Origin of the sequence: Variovorax beijingensis (genome assembly GCF_003951285.1) — a bacterium.
In the GTDB taxonomy this organism is placed as follows: Bacteria; Pseudomonadota; Gammaproteobacteria; order Burkholderiales; family Burkholderiaceae_C; genus Variovorax; species Variovorax beijingensis.
Genome location: NZ_RXFQ01000006.1, coordinates 211074 through 224954 on the forward strand (window position 1 = coordinate 211074; position 13881 = coordinate 224954).

Sequence of the window (13881 nt, forward strand, 5' to 3'; positions counted from 1 at the left end):
GTTTCGCGAAGAACGCTAGGCCACACTTCATGAACGCGGATGTGATCGTCATCGGCGCCGGCATCGTCGGTGCCGCCTGCGCGCATGCGCTGGCGCAGGCTGGCCGTCGCGTGCTGGTGCTCGATGCGCGCATCGGCGGCGCCACCGGCGCGGGCATGGGGCACCTGGTGGTGATGGACGACAACCCGGCCGAACTTGCGTTGAGCCGCCATTCGATTGCGCAGTGGCGCGCCCTGGCGCCGCGCATGGGCGAGGACTGCGCGTACCGCGCCTGCGGCACGCTCTGGATCGCCGCGAACCAAGACGAAATGGCCGAGGCCGAGCGCAAGCGGCAGCGGCTGCATGCACACGGCGTCGAAAGCCGCCTGCTCGATGCGCCTGCGCTCGCGCGCGCCGAGCCCGCACTGCGCAAGGGCCTTGCGGGCGCGCTCGAAGTGCCCGGCGACGGCATCCTCTATGCGCCGAACGCGGCGCGCTGGCTGCTCGCGCAGGGCGGCGCTTCGATCCGCGTCGAGCACGCGAAGGTCGATGCCATCGAAGACGACGGCACGCTGCGCCTCGCAGACCGCAGCCGCCGCAGCGCGCCGCAAATCGTGCTGGCCAGCGGCATCGAGGCCACGGCGCTGTGCCCCGAACTCCCGATCCGCCCCAAGAAGGGCCACCTGCTGATCACCGACCGCTACCCGGGCACGGTGCACCATCAGCTCGTCGAACTCGGCTATGTGACGAGCGCACACCACAGCGACGGCGATTCGGTCGCCTTCAACGTGCAGCCGCGGCCCACGGGCCAGCTGCTGATCGGCTCCTCGCGCCAGTTCGGCACCACCGATCCGGCCGTCGAAGCGCCGATGCTCGCGCGCATGCTGCAGCGCGCGCTCGGCTACCTGCCGGGGCTTGCGGAGCTCAACGCGGTCCGCTCGTGGACTGGCATGCGCGCGGCCACGCCCGACGGGCTGCCGCTGCTGGGCAAGCACCCCTGGCGCGAGAAGCTCTGGCTCGCGGTCGGCCACGAAGGCCTGGGCGTGACCACCGCGCCGGGCAGCGCGCACCTGCTCGCGGCGCTGATGACCGGCGCCGCACCCGGGTTCGACGCGGCGCCCTATGCGCCGCGCGGCTTGCTGGAGACGGCATGAGCGCGCCCGTGCTGTTGTTGCACATCGACGGCCAACCCGTCCGCGTGAAGGCGGGCAGCTCGGTCGCCGCCGCCTTGCGCCTGGCCGGCGGCATGGGCGTGGCGCGCACCTCCGTCACGGGCCAGCCGCGCGCGCCCTTCTGCGGCATGGGCGCGTGCCAGGAATGCCGCGTGCGGATCGACGGCCGGCAAAGGCTCGCCTGCCAGGCGGTCTGCGCCGAAGGCATGCGCGTGGAGACCTCGGCATGACGGCCATGGCGCTGGAGCACTGCGACCTGCTTGTCGTCGGCGCAGGCCCTGCCGGCATGGCTGCGGCGGTGGCCGCAGCGCCGAGCGGCGCATCGATCGCCGTGATCGACGACAACCCCGCACCCGGCGGGCAGATCTGGCGCGACGGCCCCGGCGCAACGCTGCCCGCGGCTGCCCGCACCTGGCGCGATGCGCTCGGGCGCCACGCCAACATCCGCGTGTGCAGCGGCACGCGCGTCGTCGCGGCGCCGGCGCGCGACGAACTGCTGCTCGAAGATGCCGAGCGCGGCTGGCGCATGCGGTGGAACAAGCTGATCCTCTGCACCGGCGCGCGCGAGCTGCTGCTGCCCTTCCCGGGCTGGACGCTGCCCGGCGTCACGGGCGCGGGTGGTTTGCAGGCGCTCATCAAGGCGGGCTTGCCGGTCGAAGGAGAGCGCATCGTGATCGCCGGCAGCGGACCTCTGCTGCTTGCCGCCGCGGCGACTGCGCGCGCGGCGGGCGCAAAGGTCGTGCGCACCGCCGAGCAGGCTTCGTTCGCGGCAGTCGCGGGCTTCGCCGCCAGCCTGCTGCGCTGGCCTGGCAAGGCAGCGCAGGCGGTGACGCTGGCCGATCTGCAGTACCGCACCTCGTCGCACGTCGTCTCGGCACACGGCGGCGCACAGGTCGAATCGGTTCGGCTTCTCCGGGGCCACCGCGAAGAGGAGATCGCATGCGACCGCATCGCCTGCGGCTTCGGCCTCGTGCCCAACACGCAGCTCGGCCGGATGCTCGGGTGTGCCCTCGCGCCCGCCGACGGCGGCGCACAGGCGCTGGCCGTCGATGCGCTGCAAGCCACCAGCCTGCCCGGCATCTACGCGGCCGGCGAATGCACCGGTTTCGGCGGCAGCGAGCGCGCGCTGGCCCAGGGCGCCATCGCCGGCCATGCAGCCGTCGGCAACGAGCGCGCAGCGAGGCTGCACGAAGCCGGGCGCGCCCGCTGGGATGCCTTCGCCGCGCAGCTGCACCGCAGTTTCGCGCTCGGCCCCGCCATCAGGCAGATGCCCCAGCCCGACACCCTCGTGTGCCGCTGCGAAGACGTGCCCTTTTCGGCACTCGCGGATTGCAGCGGCTGGACCGACGCCAAGCTCCATCGCCGCTGCGGCATGGGCGCCTGCCAGGGCCGTGTCTGCGGCGATGCGGCCCAGTTCCTGTTCGGCTGGACGCCGCCCGCGCCGCGGCCGCCGCTCTCGCCGGCGCGCATCGCCACCCTGGCCGGCCTCGCGCGCCCCGATGGCGATGTGGACCGACAATGAAGCCGAAGCAGCAGCACCAGTAGCAAAAGAAACCAATGGCCCCCCCGAAGACCGTGCCCCGCCCCCAGCCCAAGCGACGAGCCGCCGACCTCGCCTACGACGCGATCGAGACGCTGCTGTCCACGCTGCAGCTGGAGCCCGGCAGCCAGATCGTCGAGGCCGATCTCGCCGAGCGCACCGGCCTCGGCCGCACCCCGGTGCGCGAGGCGCTGATGCGCATGGTATCCATCGGCCTCATCGTGCAGCAGCCGCGCCGCGGCCTGCTGGTGTCGACCATCGACCTGGCCGACCACCTCGACGTGATCCAGACCCGGCGCGTGCTCGAACGGCTGATCGCAGCCTGCTCGGCGCGCCGCGCCACCGCGCTGCAGCGCAAGGAGATCGTGCGCTGCGCCGAGCTGATGGTGAAGGCCGCCCATCGCGGCGACCTGAACGACTACATGCAGGCCGACCGTGCGCTCGACCTCGTCAACCACCAGGCGAGCCACAACGATTCGGCGGTGAAGGCCGTGATCCCGCTCATCGTGCAGTGCCGGCGCTTCTGGTACGCCTACCAGCATGAGGGCGAGATCGTCGAGGGCGCCAATGCGCACCTCGAACTCGCGCAGGGCATCGCGACCGGCGACGAGGCCGCGGCTGTTGCCGGCGCCGATCGTCTGATGGACTACCTCGAGCTGTTCGCCCGCAAGGTGATCGACAACTGAGGTCCTGGCTTGCGGGCGCATCCGCCGGGCGGCAAGCCCGGGGAATTCCGCGTGCCGCGGCCGGGCCATCGGCGCATACTGGCCCGATGGCCGTCGCCCCCCGCGCCCAACCCGAGGACTTCTTCAGCGCCGAAGAGTGGCAGTCGCTCACCCGCCGCTCGCCATGGAAGGGCCTGTGGCTGGTGGCGCACTGCTGGGGCGTCATCGGCGCCGCGATGCTCGTGGGCATCGTCTGGCCGTGGACCATGCCGCTCATGGTGCCGATCGTCGGCGCGCGGCAGCTCGGCCTGTTCATTCTCATGCACGATGCCGCGCATGCGGGCCTGCACCGCAACCGCAAGGTCAACGATTGGGTGGGCCACTGGCTGTGCTCGTCCACGCTGCGCGACTACCGGCCCTATCACCTGCAGCACCACCGCTTCGTGCAGCAGACCGAAGACCCGGACCTCGTGCTGTCGGCGCCCTTTCCGGTCACGCGCGATTCGATGTGGCGCAAGGTCGTGCGCGACTTGACCGGCCAGACCTTCTACAAGCAGCGCTTCGGCCACATCGCCGATGGCATCCGCCGTCGCGCACCCGGCGAATCGGCGCTGAAGGCATTCGGGCGCGAGCTGGCAAGAGACCGGCGCTTCCTTGCCGGCAACGGCCTCGGCTTGCTGGCCTTCGCGCTGGCCGGGTATGGATGGGCCTGGCTTCTGATGTGGCTGCTGCCCATGGCCACCTGGCTGCCGCTCGTGAGCCGCGTGCGCAACATCGCCGAGCATGCGCTGGTGGCGCAGAACGAGGCCGATCCGCTGCGCCAGGCGCGCACTACGCACGCCGGCTGGCTCGAACGCGCGCTGGTGGCGCCCTACTGGGTCAACTACCACTGCGAGCACCACATGTTCACCAGCCTGCCCTGCTGGAGCCTGCCGAGGGCGCACCGCCTGCTGCAGCGGCGCGGCGCCACCGCGCGCATGGAAGTTCAGCCCGGCGGCTACCTGGCCCTGCTGAAGCGCGCCGCCCCGGCTCGCTCGGTCTAGCGGGCGGCCGGCCTTGCCAGCGCCGGCGGCTGCACGCCGCGCTGCGCATGCTGGCTGAGCCAGATGCTCGTGATCACCACGAGGATGCCCACGACCTGCAGCACCGACAGGCTCTGCCCCAGCAGCGCCCAGCCGAGGATCACGGCCGTGACCGGGCTCAGGAAAGTCAGCGGCGCGATCGCCGACGATTCCAGCCGGGCCACGCCGCGGAACCAGACGATGTAGGTCAGCGCGGCACCCACGAGGCCGAGCCAGGCGAAGCCGATCCAGTTCGCGGCGCTGAGCGCCGGCAGCGGCGGCTCCAGCCACAGCGCCACCGGCAGCAGGAGCAGGCCGCCCGCGGTCAGCTGCCATGCCGTGAAGGCCAGTGCCGAAACCGGCGGCTGCCAGCGTCGGCTGAGCACCGTGCCGAAGGCCATCGACACCGCGGCGGCAAAGGCCGCGGCAATGCCGAGCGCATCGAGCGCGGCGTTCGGCGTGAGCACCAGCAGCGCGACCCCGCCGATGCCGACCACCGCCGCCGCCACCGAGAGCGCGCGCACCGCCGACCCCAGGAAGAAACTCGCCAGGAACACCACGAAGAGCGGCTGCACCGAGGTGATCGTCGCGGCGACGCCGCCCGGCAGGCGGTAGGCCGCGAGGAACAGCATGGCCCAGAGGATCGAGAAGTTCAGCGCCCCCAGCACCAGGATGCGCCCCCACCACGCCCGTTCGGGCAGCTGGCGCACGATCAGCAGCAGCAGCAGGCCCGCCGGCAGCGCGCGCAGCAGCGCGACCGTCAGCGGGTAGTCGGCCGGCAGGAGCTCGGTGGTCACGATGTAGGTGCTGCCCCAGATGGCGGGCGCGGCCGCGGTGAGCAGGAGGTCGGTGGTGCGGCTGGTCATTCGATGAATGTAGCCAGTTGCCCCATTGGGCGTCCGCGCTTCAGTCTTCGGCCGGCGCCGGCTCGGGTCCGGGCCAGCCCAGCAGCTCGGCCAGCCGCTGCACGATCCAGCCGGCCTCGGCCGCCGACACGCCGGCTTCGGGCGCCGTGAGCCCGGCATGGATGCGCCGCAGGATCTCGCCCTCGACCGGCACCTCGGTGTGGTGCTGGATCTGCGCGTGGCCCACCAGGTGGCTGGCCAGGTCCTCGCAGATCTCGTAGCGCTCGCGCACCACGCCGATCGGCTCCAGGAGGCGCTGGCGCGCATCGCTGTAGACCGCGAAGAACGAGGGCGGAATGAAGATCTGGTTGTCGTCGGACATCGCGGGCCTGTGGATCTGACGGGGGCTCCCCAATGACAAAACGCGCCCGGGGGCGCGTTCGTCGCGGCTCTTGCGAGCCAGTGGGGGCTGGATCAGCCGCCCTTCTTGGCGCGCTTGCCGGGGTTCTTCTTGCTGCGCGTGGCGGTGCCGCGTTCCAGGCTGACCTTCTGGCCGCCACCGGACTTGGGCAGGGCGTAGCCGGGCAGGGGCGTCGGCTTCGGGGTGGCAACGCGGTCGGCTTCGGTACGAATTTTCTTGGGCATGAAAAGCTCGGGTAAAAAAGTGATGTTCGAGGCTCAATTAGGCCACAGCGGGGATTTTGCCTGCCGGAAGCCGAAGCAACCGGCACGGCAGGGTGACTTTCAGAGCTCCAGCAGGCGCACCTTCACGCTCTTGCCCTTCACGCGGCCGCTCGAGAGCTTGCGCGCCGCTTCGGCCGCAATGCCGCGTTCCACGGCCACGTAGGTCGAGAACTCGTTGACGTTGATCTTGCCGACCTGGTCCTTGGCGTAGCCGCAGTCGCCGGTGAGCGCGCCCAGCACGTCGCCGGCGCGGATCTTCTCCTTGCGCCCGCCCACGATCTGCAAGGTGGCCATGGGCGGCGCGAGCGGCGCGCCCTTGCCCGGCGTGAGCTCGGCCAGCGGGTGCCATTCGGATTCGCGGCCCTGCAGCTGCTCGATCTTGCCGACGCTGCCCATCTCGTCCATGCTGGCCAGGTTCAGCGCGAGGCCCTCGGCGCCGCCCTGCTGGCCCACCCGGCCGGTGCGGCCGATGCGGTGGATGTGGATTTCGGCGTCGGGCGTCACGTCGACGTTGATCACGGCTTCGAGCTGCGCGATGTCGAGCCCGCGCGCCGCCACGTCGGTCGCCACCAGCACCGAGCAGCTGCGGTTGGCAAACTGCACCAGCACCTGGTCGCGCTCGCGCTGCTCCAGTTCGCCGAAGAGGGCGAGCGCGCTGAAGCCCTGGCCCTGCAGCACCTCGACGAGGTCGCGGCACTGCTGCTTGGTGTTGCAGAAGGCCAGCGTGCTCACGGGGCGGAAATGGTCGAGCAAAAGGCTCACGGCGTGCAGCCGTTCGCTTTCCTTCACCTGGTACCAGCGCTGGCGGATCTTGCTGCCTTCATGCTGGGCCTGCACCGTGATCTGCTCGGGGCTCTTCATGAACTGCTGCGCGAGCTTGGCGATGCCTTCGGGGTAGGTGGCCGAGAACAGCAGCGTCTGGCGCTCCTTGGGGCACTGGCGCGCCACCTTCACGATGTCGTCGAAGAAGCCCATGTCGAGCATGCGGTCGGCTTCGTCGAGCACCAGCGTGTTGAGCGCCTCGAGGTTCAGGTTCTCGCGCTCCAGGTGGTCCATGATGCGGCCCGGCGTGCCCACCACGATGTGCGCGCCGTGCTCCAGGCTGGCGATCTGCCCGCGCAGCGCAACGCCGCCGCAGAGCGTGACCACCTTGATGTTCTCTTCCGCGCGCGCCAGGCGGCGGATTTCGGTCGTGACCTGGTCGGCCAGTTCGCGCGTCGGGCACAGCACCATCGCCTGGATGGCGAAGCGGCGCGGGTTCAGGTTGGCAAGCAGCGCGAGGGCAAAGGCGGCGGTCTTGCCGCTGCCGGTCTTGGCCTGCCCGATCAGGTCCTTGCCGAGCAGCGCCGGCGGCAGCGCGGCCGCCTGGATCGCCGTCATCTGCGTGTAGCCGAGCTGCGTGAGGTTGGCCAGCATCTGGGGCGAGAGCGCCAGCGTGGCAAAACCGTTGCCGGCTGGCGGGCCGCCGGCTGTGGAATGGGATGTGGTCATCGTTTTGCAGCCGGGCGGCCGCAACAAAAACAAAGGCCTTGCAAGCGCCCGCCGCGGGGCGCTTGCAAGGCCCTTCGTCCGTCGCGGATCAGCGGCGAGGTGCGTTGTTGTTGCCGGAGTTGGTCGGCGGCGGGCCGCGACGCTCCAGGTGGCGGAAGGTGATACGGCCCTTGGTCAGGTCGTAGGGCGAGAGCTCGAGCGACACCTTGTCACCCGCCAGGATGCGGATGTGGTGCTTGCGCATCTTGCCGCCGCTGTAGGCGATCAGCTGATGGCCGTTGTCGAGCGTCACGCGATAGCGCGAGTCGGGCAGGACTTCGGTCACTGCGCCGTTCATTTCGATCAGTTCTTCCTTGGGCATGTGTGATTACCTCTGAATTCTCGTTCGATGTGTGTTGGAGATGAAGATGGGCGTAATTGTTTCAGCCCGCGCACGGCAAAGCGAGCGGCGCGCTGCGGGGGTGGCGTTCGCGCACCCAGCCGAGGCCCTCCGAGACTGCGTAGCGTGCGGCGGCGGCGTGGCTGGCAAAGCGCGGCGTGAAACGCATCACGCGGTCGTGCATGCCGCTGCCCCGGCCGGAGCGGATCGAGACGGAAGCGGCGAAATTGCCGTCGTCCTGGTGGCGAATGAGCGGGGAAACAAGGTACTTGCCCACCGCGATACTGTGTTGAATGATGTCCATGAAGCCTTGGCACCCTGCGCAAAAAGTGTGCGCAAAATGCCTGAAAAAAAATTGAAAACGGGCGTGGGCCGGCCGGAATGGCGCGGCGGACGCGCTATTCGCTTCAACAAGAACGAAGGCAGTGGTGGCAATCATGGGCGCCCGGTCTGGCGCTCCAACACACTGTGAAGCCGGCTTGGGGGAAAGAGGCCTGAAAAATCCAAGGGACGGTGCAGGTCAGCCGGCGGAGTGACGAAAAGTGCTTCGTCGTGGTATCGAAACGAACCCGGCATTATAGCCCGCAGGGCATGACAGTTGCTTGTCTTAAAAACAACGCATTGGCGAATTCGGCATCAAACACCCGCCGGTCAAGTGTTTGGTGCTATCGAAGATATAGCTGAAAAACGTCTCAGCCGATTAAAAAGCGTCTCAGCCGATCCCCAGCATCCGCTTGTTGGCGGCCACGTCCACGCCGCCCGCCGCAAAATCGTCGAAGGCCCGCTCCGCCACCCGGATGATGTGGTCCGCAATGAAGGCGGCGCCTTCGCGCGCGCCGTCCTCGGGGTGCTTGATGCAGCACTCCCATTCGAGCACCGCCCAGCCCGGGAAGTCGTACTGCGCCATCTTCGAGAAGATGGCGCTGAAATCGACCTGCCCGTCGCCCAGCGAGCGGAAGCGCCCCGCGCGGTTGATCCAGCTCTGGAAGCCGCCGTACACGCCCTGCTTGCCGGTCGGGTTGAACTCGGCATCCTTCACGTGGAAGATCTTGATGCGCTCGTGGTAGTGGTCGATGTAGGCGAGGTAGTCGAGCTGCTGCAGCATGAAGTGGCTCGGGTCGTACAAGAGGCAGGCGCGCGGGTGGTTGTCCACGCGCTCCAGGAACATCTCGTAGCTCACGCCGTCGTGCAGGTCTTCGCCCGGATGGATCTCGTAGCCCACGTCCACGCCCGCCGCGTCGAAGGCATCGAGGATCGGGCGCCAGCGGCGCGCGAGTTCGTCGAAGGCCTCCTCGACAAGTCCCGGCGGGCGCGGCGGCCACGAATAGAGATACGGCCAGGCCAGCGCGCCCGAGAAGGTGGCGTGCGCCGTGAGCCCCAGGTTGGCCGAGGCCCTGGCCGCGAAGTGCAATTGCTCCACCGCCCATTGCTGGCGCCGCACCGGGTCGCCGCGCACTTCGGGCGCCGCGAAGCCGTCGAAGCCCGCGTCGTAGGCCGGGTGCACCGCGACCAGCTGGCCCTGCAGATGGGTCGACAGCTCGGTGATCTCCACGCCGTGCGCGGCCAGCGTGCCCTTGATTTCGTCGCAGTAGGTCCTGCTCTCGGCGGCTTTCCTGAGGTCGAACAGGCGCGCGTCCCAGCTCGGGATCTGCACGCCCTTGTAGCCCAGCCCGGCGGCCCAGCCGGCAATGGCGTCGAGCGAGTTGAACGGGGCTTCGTCCCCGGCGAACTGGGCCAGGAATATGGCCGGGCCCTTGATCGTTTTCATGGCTTGTCTTCCTTCTTGGTCGTGGCGGCGTTGAAAGCATACTTTGGCGTGTCGTCCGACCCCGTGCGAGAGGCCAAAGCGCCACAATGGACTTTCCTTTCCGCACAGCACGCCCTGCTCGTCCCGCGATGCCGCAACCCGTTTCCGCCCGGCTGAAGATCGGCTTGTCCGCCTGCTTTTCCCATGCCGATCCGGCGCGTTCGCTCTTCACCAACAAGACGCTGCAGTACGTCGAGCAGTCCATCGCGCACTGGCTCATGTCGGCCGGTGCCATGGTGGTGATGGTGCCCTGCCCCACGGGCGAAACCGCGCGCGGCGACACCAAGCTCTCGCACTACGCCGAATGGCTCGACGGCGTGGTGATGCACGGCGGCGCCGACGTCTGGCCCGGCAGCTACGGCGAGGTGCCGCTCAAGGATGCCTGGGTGGGCGACCGCATCCGCGACCTGTACGACCTGGCGCTGGTCGAGGCCTTCGAGCAGGCCGGCAAGCCCATCTTTGGCGTCTGCCGAGGGCTGCAGCTGATCAACGTGGCCTTCGGCGGCACGCTCTACCAGGACATCGAGGCACAGCACGAGCACCCTGAAGCCGTGCGGCACCGCGACCCCGTGACCTACGACCAGAACTTCCACCAGATCGAGATCGTGCAGGGCACGCGCCTGGCCAAGCTCTACCCCGAGGTGAAGACCGCCAAGGTCAACAGCATCCACCACCAGGGCGTGAAAGACCTGGCGCCGGGTTTCGAGATCGAGGCCTGGAGCCTGCCCGACCGCGTGCCCGAGGCCATCCGCCGCAGCGCCGACAGGGGCCGCAGCTACATCGCCGCCACGCAGTGGCACCCCGAATTCCACAAGTACGGCAGCACCGAGACGGTGGACGACACGCCGATCCTGCACGACTTTCTCTGGGCCTGCGCCACCGCGAAGGTGGCGCCGCGTACCGTGCCGGATGCAGGGCACGGCCGGATCCGCGACCGCGCGGCGCGGGTGCTGCGCCAGGCGCTGCTGCGGCGCTGACGGGCGGATTGGCCGGCGCCGGCTAGCGCCGATCGGAACGGTTCGAGCTGCCGCTGACGCCCGCGTCGATGGTGCCGAACACCGTCACGCCGCTGCCGGACGACGAGGCGGCGCGATCGCCGCTGCCGGCCGACCCCGTGCCGGCGCAGCCCGCCAGGGCGCCCATGGCGATGGCAAGAACAGCTGCAATGAATGGCTTCACGTAAAACTCCAGGCAATGGTGGGACTTGCGGCCACTATAGGCCGGCGCTTTTCCGGCGCTGCAACAACACACGCGCCGGCGGCAGGGTTGTTGCCGGTCAGCGCGGATCGGTGGCCAGCAGCATCGCCACCATCGACTGCAGGTCCTGCCGCAGCCGCGCCGCGCCCGCTTCGTCGAGCGCCAGCGTGGCTTCGTCCATGTAGAGCCTGCGGTTGACCTCGACCTGGATGCTGTGCCGCTGCCCGGCCGGCCGGCCATGCCGGCGCACCAGTTCCACGCCCTTGTAGGGATGGTTGTAGTCCACGCTGTAGCCGCGCGCGCGCAGGTGCTCGCAGATCCTTTGCGACAGCGCCGGGTCGGCGGTGCTGCCGTCGCGGTCGCCGATCACGAAGTCCGCATGCACGAGGCCCGGAAAATCGGTGGCATGGCTGCCCGCCACCGCCGGCATCGAGTGGCAGTTGATGTGGATGCTGTAGCCGTGCCGCGCATGCGCCGCTTCGATCGCCTCGGCCACCGCCGCGTGGTAGGGCCGCCAGCAGTTGTCGATGCGCGCGCGCACCTCCTCCACGCCGAGCAGGCGGTCGTAGATCGGCAGGCCCTCGTCGGTGAGCTTCCAGACCAGGCCCTTGCCGAGCCGCACCTTGGAAAGCACGCGCGGGTCGGTCGACAGGGGCTCGGTCCAGGGGCCGTCGAGCAGCGCGGTGTCCAGCTCGGTGGTGTCGCGGTTGGCGTCCAGGTAGCTGCGCGGAAAGTGCGCCTCGATCCACGCCGCGCCCATGGCGGGCGCAAAGGCGTAGAGCTTCTCGACGTGCGTGTCCTCGGCGCGGCGCAGCGTGGCCAGGTCGCACGCGGGCCGGAAGTCCTCGGGGTAGACGGTGCCGCTGTGCGGTGAATCGAGCACCAGCGGCGTGTGCCCGGCGACGCTGGTCACCTGGGCGCGGGTTTGGATGAGCTTCAGAACAGGATGCATAGGCAGGTCAGGCCTCCCGCCGGGCCGCCCCAAGGGAGGCCTGCGCCCCCTCGGGGGGCAGCGAATACACGAAGTGATGAGCGTGGGGGTTCATGTCTCAGTCCAATCGGATGCGAGCGAAGGCGGCGACTTTCTTCATCTTCTCGATCTCACTGTCGATCTGCTTCGCGAACTCGGCCGGCGTGGTGCCCGACGCATAGAGCCCCTGCAGCGCGAGGCGCTCGCGCACCGCGGCGTCCTTGAGCGCAGTGGCCACCGCCTGCTGCATGCGCAGCGCGATGTCGGCCGGCGTGCCGGCGGGCGCCACCAGCCCGAACCACGACGGATCGTTGTTGGCCGGATAGCCGAGCTCGCGGTAGGTCGGCACCTCGGGCAGCACGTCGAGCCGGCTGCTCCAGGACACGGCCAGCGCCTTCAGCTTGCCCGCCTTCACATGCGGCAGCGAAGAGGCCACCTGGTCGAAGTACACCGGCACCTCGCCCGCGAGCACGTCGTTGATGGCCGGGCCCGCACCGCGATAGGGAATGTGCACCATCGAGGTTCCGGTGCTGCTCTTGAAGAGTTCGCCCCACATGTGGCCGATGGTGCCGTTGCCCGGCGAGGCGTACGACACCTTGCCTGGGTTCGCCTTCAGGTACTTCACGAGTTCCGCGAAGCTCTGCACCGGCAGCACCCGCGGGTTGATGACGACCACGCCCGGCGCCTTCACCAGCTCGGTCACGGCGACGAAGCCCTTGACCGGGTCGTACGGCAGCTTCTGGTAGACGGCCGGGTTCACGCCGTGCGTGGAAAGCGTGGCCACGCCGATGGAGAGGCCGTCCGGCGCGGAGCGGGCCACCTCGGCCATGCCGATGGAGCCGCCGGCACCGGCGCGGTTGTCGATGACCACGGGCTGCTGGAGGATCTTGGCCAGCGGCTCCGACAGCACGCGCGCCGTGATGTCGGTGGCGCCGCCGGGCGGGAAGGGCACGATCATGCGGATCGGCTTGCCTTGCTGGGCAAAGGATATTCCAGGCGCGACAGAAACAGCAGCCAGGACGGAAAGAAGATGACGACGTTGCATGGGGATTTCTCCAATGAGACCAGAAGTGATGAAGCAAAAGTTGCTGCACTACTTGAAGCAAAGGATAGACCAGCTAACATTCTGATTTGGAATGTTTTAATGGGCATCCCGCCATGTCGCTCCGCCGCCTCAACCCGCCGCTGAACCTGCTGCGCGCCTTTTCCACCGTGGTGCGCTTCGGCGGCGTCTCGCGCGCCGCCGAGGCGCTGCACCTTACGCAGGGCGCGGTCAGCAAGCAGGTGCAGGAGTTGGAGCGCTGGATCGGCGTGCCGCTGTTCGAGCGCAGCCGCAAGCGCCTGGCGCTCACGCCCGCGGGCGAGCGCTACGAGAAGGCCGTGCGCGCCGTGCTCGCGCAACTGGAGGCGGCCACGCTGGAATTCATCACCAGCGGCGACGGCGGCGGCGCGCTGCACCTGTCCACCCTGCCCACCTTCGGCGCCAAGTGGCTGATTCCGCGCCTGCCCGACTTCCAGCGCCAGCATCCCCAGATCACGCTGCATTTCGTGCCCTTCGTGCACGGCTACGACTTCGAGCGGCCCGAGCTCGACTGCGCCATCCTCTTCGGCGACGGCCACTGGCCCGGCGCGCGCTCGCACTACCTGGCCGGGCGGGACGTGGCGCTGATCGCGCCGCGCGCGGGCCTGGCCGAAGCCGCCATCCGCACGCCGCAGGACGTGGCGCGCTGCACCCTGCTGCGCCACGTCACGGTGCCGCAATCGTGGCTGCAATGGAGCGAGGCGCATGGCGTGCGCGGGCTCGATCCGCTCGCCGGGCCGCAGTTCGACCAGTTCCAGACCATGATCCGCGCGGTGATGGTGGGCATGGGCGTGGCGCTGGTGCCGCGCTGCCTGGTGCAGGACGAGATCGCCTCGGGGCTGGTGGACGAGCCGCTGCCGGGCGGCGGCTACCGCGGCGACCAGGGCTACTGGTTCTGCTACCCCGAGGGCCGTGGCCAGCTGGCCACGCTCGACCACTTCCGCCGCTGGCTGCTGGCGGATGCCGATCGCAGCGCGGAGGAGGAAGCGCCGCCGGCCGCAGCCTGACCG

General features: G+C 69.4%; 17 protein-coding genes. 7 read left to right on the top strand and 10 right to left on the bottom strand.

The genetic code is table 11. The features are described from left to right. The first annotated feature begins 29 nt into the window (after positions 1 to 29). From EJO66_RS12410 to EJO66_RS12430, 5 genes are all read left to right on the top strand, one after another. Positions 30 to 1133 (top strand): NAD(P)/FAD-dependent oxidoreductase, encoded by a 1104-nt coding sequence (locus EJO66_RS12410; protein ID WP_125965355.1) that lies wholly within the window; start codon positions 30 to 32, stop codon positions 1131 to 1133. A gap of 11 nt (positions 1134 to 1144) precedes the next feature. Then, positions 1145 to 1381 carry a (2Fe-2S)-binding protein gene (locus tag EJO66_RS12415; RefSeq protein WP_420856685.1) on the top strand — a complete coding sequence of 79 codons (237 nt, stop codon included), beginning with the start codon at positions 1145 to 1147 and terminating at the stop codon, positions 1379 to 1381. Next, entirely contained in the window at positions 1378 to 2673 is a 1296-nt protein-coding gene (locus EJO66_RS12420) for an NAD(P)/FAD-dependent oxidoreductase (RefSeq protein WP_125965356.1), read from the top strand. Before EJO66_RS12415 ends, EJO66_RS12420 begins: the two co-directional genes overlap by 4 nt. Positions 2674 to 2708: 35 nt before the next feature. Then, positions 2709 to 3377, top strand: coding sequence for a GntR family transcriptional regulator (locus tag EJO66_RS12425; protein ID WP_124959166.1), 669 nt, complete (start codon positions 2709 to 2711; stop codon positions 3375 to 3377). Positions 3378 to 3463: 86 nt separating this feature from the next. Then, entirely contained in the window at positions 3464 to 4399 is a 936-nt protein-coding gene (locus EJO66_RS12430; protein WP_125965357.1) for a fatty acid desaturase family protein, read from the top strand. On the opposite strand, the gene EJO66_RS12435 is transcribed toward EJO66_RS12430, so the two are convergent. From EJO66_RS12435 to EJO66_RS12460, 7 genes are all read right to left on the bottom strand, one after another. Beyond that, the gene (locus tag EJO66_RS12435; protein WP_125965358.1) at positions 4396 to 5283 is read right to left on the bottom strand and encodes an EamA family transporter; all 888 of its coding nucleotides are present in this window, start codon (positions 5281 to 5283) and stop codon (positions 4396 to 4398) included. The two genes, EJO66_RS12430 and EJO66_RS12435, sit on opposite strands and share 4 nt — an antisense overlap. 40 nt (positions 5284 to 5323) lie before the next feature. Beyond that, on the bottom strand, positions 5324 to 5644 hold the full coding sequence (locus tag EJO66_RS12440; RefSeq protein WP_125965359.1) for a hypothetical protein: 321 nt from the start codon (positions 5642 to 5644) through the stop codon (positions 5324 to 5326). Positions 5645 to 5736: 92 nt separating this feature from the next. Further along, positions 5737 to 5907, bottom strand: coding sequence for a hypothetical protein (locus tag EJO66_RS32540; protein WP_164547821.1), 171 nt, complete (start codon positions 5905 to 5907; stop codon positions 5737 to 5739). Positions 5908 to 6006: 99 nt separating this feature from the next. Beyond that, complete coding sequence (dbpA, locus tag EJO66_RS12445; protein WP_125965360.1) at positions 6007 to 7437, bottom strand: ATP-dependent RNA helicase DbpA; 1431 nt, start codon at positions 7435 to 7437, stop codon at positions 6007 to 6009. 88 nt (positions 7438 to 7525) lie between these two features. Then, positions 7526 to 7798 carry a translation initiation factor IF-1 gene (gene infA / locus EJO66_RS12450; RefSeq protein ID WP_015867950.1) on the bottom strand — a complete coding sequence of 91 codons (273 nt, stop codon included), beginning with the start codon at positions 7796 to 7798 and terminating at the stop codon, positions 7526 to 7528. 61 nt (positions 7799 to 7859) lie between these two features. Then, positions 7860 to 8120, bottom strand: a complete 261-nt coding sequence (locus EJO66_RS12455; protein ID WP_124959253.1) for a hypothetical protein — start codon at positions 8118 to 8120, stop codon at positions 7860 to 7862. A gap of 408 nt (positions 8121 to 8528) precedes the next feature. Next, entirely contained in the window at positions 8529 to 9584 is a 1056-nt protein-coding gene (locus EJO66_RS12460; RefSeq protein WP_124959161.1) for a sugar phosphate isomerase/epimerase family protein, read from the bottom strand. A gap of 128 nt (positions 9585 to 9712) precedes the next feature. On the opposite strand from EJO66_RS12460, the gene EJO66_RS12465 reads away from it, so the two are divergent. Beyond that, a complete protein-coding gene (locus EJO66_RS12465) occupies positions 9713 to 10600 on the top strand; it encodes a gamma-glutamyl-gamma-aminobutyrate hydrolase family protein (RefSeq protein WP_124959160.1) in 888 nt (295 codons plus the stop codon). Positions 10601 to 10622: 22 nt separating this feature from the next. Here EJO66_RS12465 and EJO66_RS12470 read toward each other — a convergent pair whose 3' ends face one another. From EJO66_RS12470 to EJO66_RS12480, 3 genes are all read right to left on the bottom strand, one after another. Beyond that, positions 10623 to 10802 carry a hypothetical protein gene (locus EJO66_RS12470; protein WP_125965361.1) on the bottom strand — a complete coding sequence of 60 codons (180 nt, stop codon included), beginning with the start codon at positions 10800 to 10802 and terminating at the stop codon, positions 10623 to 10625. Positions 10803 to 10899: 97 nt separating this feature from the next. Further along, positions 10900 to 11772, bottom strand: a complete 873-nt coding sequence (locus tag EJO66_RS12475) for an N-formylglutamate amidohydrolase (RefSeq protein WP_125965362.1) — start codon at positions 11770 to 11772, stop codon at positions 10900 to 10902. 97 nt (positions 11773 to 11869) lie between these two features. Continuing rightward, the gene (locus EJO66_RS12480; RefSeq protein ID WP_125965363.1) at positions 11870 to 12835 is read right to left on the bottom strand and encodes a tripartite tricarboxylate transporter substrate binding protein BugE; all 966 of its coding nucleotides are present in this window, start codon (positions 12833 to 12835) and stop codon (positions 11870 to 11872) included. A 113-nt stretch (positions 12836 to 12948) separates the two neighbouring features. On the opposite strand from EJO66_RS12480, the gene EJO66_RS12485 reads away from it, so the two are divergent. Then, on the top strand, positions 12949 to 13878 hold the full coding sequence (locus EJO66_RS12485) for a LysR substrate-binding domain-containing protein (RefSeq protein ID WP_125965364.1): 930 nt from the start codon (positions 12949 to 12951) through the stop codon (positions 13876 to 13878). Positions 13879 to 13881: the final 3 nt, after the last annotated feature.

What these genes read in the sequence shown, in the direction of transcription:
- EJO66_RS12410 (WP_125965355.1), top strand. Translation starts at nt 30, where the DNA reads ATGAACGCGGATGTGATCGTCATCGGCGCCGGCATCGTCGGTGCCGCC.
- EJO66_RS12420 (WP_125965356.1), top strand. Translation starts at nt 1,378, where the DNA reads ATGACGGCCATGGCGCTGGAGCACTGCGACCTGCTTGTCGTCGGCGCA.
- EJO66_RS12425 (WP_124959166.1), top strand. Translation starts at nt 2,709, where the DNA reads ATGGCCCCCCCGAAGACCGTGCCCCGCCCCCAGCCCAAGCGACGAGCC.
- EJO66_RS12430 (WP_125965357.1), top strand. Translation starts at nt 3,464, where the DNA reads ATGGCCGTCGCCCCCCGCGCCCAACCCGAGGACTTCTTCAGCGCCGAA.
- EJO66_RS12435 (WP_125965358.1), bottom strand. Translation starts at nt 5,283, where the DNA reads ATGACCAGCCGCACCACCGACCTCCTGCTCACCGCGGCCGCGCCCGCC.
- EJO66_RS12440 (WP_125965359.1), bottom strand. Translation starts at nt 5,644, where the DNA reads ATGTCCGACGACAACCAGATCTTCATTCCGCCCTCGTTCTTCGCGGTC.
- EJO66_RS32540 (WP_164547821.1), bottom strand. Translation starts at nt 5,907, where the DNA reads ATGCCCAAGAAAATTCGTACCGAAGCCGACCGCGTTGCCACCCCGAAG.
- dbpA (WP_125965360.1), bottom strand. Translation starts at nt 7,437, where the DNA reads ATGACCACATCCCATTCCACAGCCGGCGGCCCGCCAGCCGGCAACGGT.
- infA (WP_015867950.1), bottom strand. Translation starts at nt 7,798, where the DNA reads ATGCCCAAGGAAGAACTGATCGAAATGAACGGCGCAGTGACCGAAGTC.
- EJO66_RS12455 (WP_124959253.1), bottom strand. Translation starts at nt 8,120, where the DNA reads ATGGACATCATTCAACACAGTATCGCGGTGGGCAAGTACCTTGTTTCC.
- EJO66_RS12460 (WP_124959161.1), bottom strand. Translation starts at nt 9,584, where the DNA reads ATGAAAACGATCAAGGGCCCGGCCATATTCCTGGCCCAGTTCGCCGGG.
- EJO66_RS12465 (WP_124959160.1), top strand. Translation starts at nt 9,713, where the DNA reads ATGCCGCAACCCGTTTCCGCCCGGCTGAAGATCGGCTTGTCCGCCTGC.
- EJO66_RS12475 (WP_125965362.1), bottom strand. Translation starts at nt 11,772, where the DNA reads ATGCATCCTGTTCTGAAGCTCATCCAAACCCGCGCCCAGGTGACCAGC.
- EJO66_RS12480 (WP_125965363.1), bottom strand. Translation starts at nt 12,835, where the DNA reads ATGCAACGTCGTCATCTTCTTTCCGTCCTGGCTGCTGTTTCTGTCGCG.
- EJO66_RS12485 (WP_125965364.1), top strand. Translation starts at nt 12,949, where the DNA reads ATGTCGCTCCGCCGCCTCAACCCGCCGCTGAACCTGCTGCGCGCCTTT.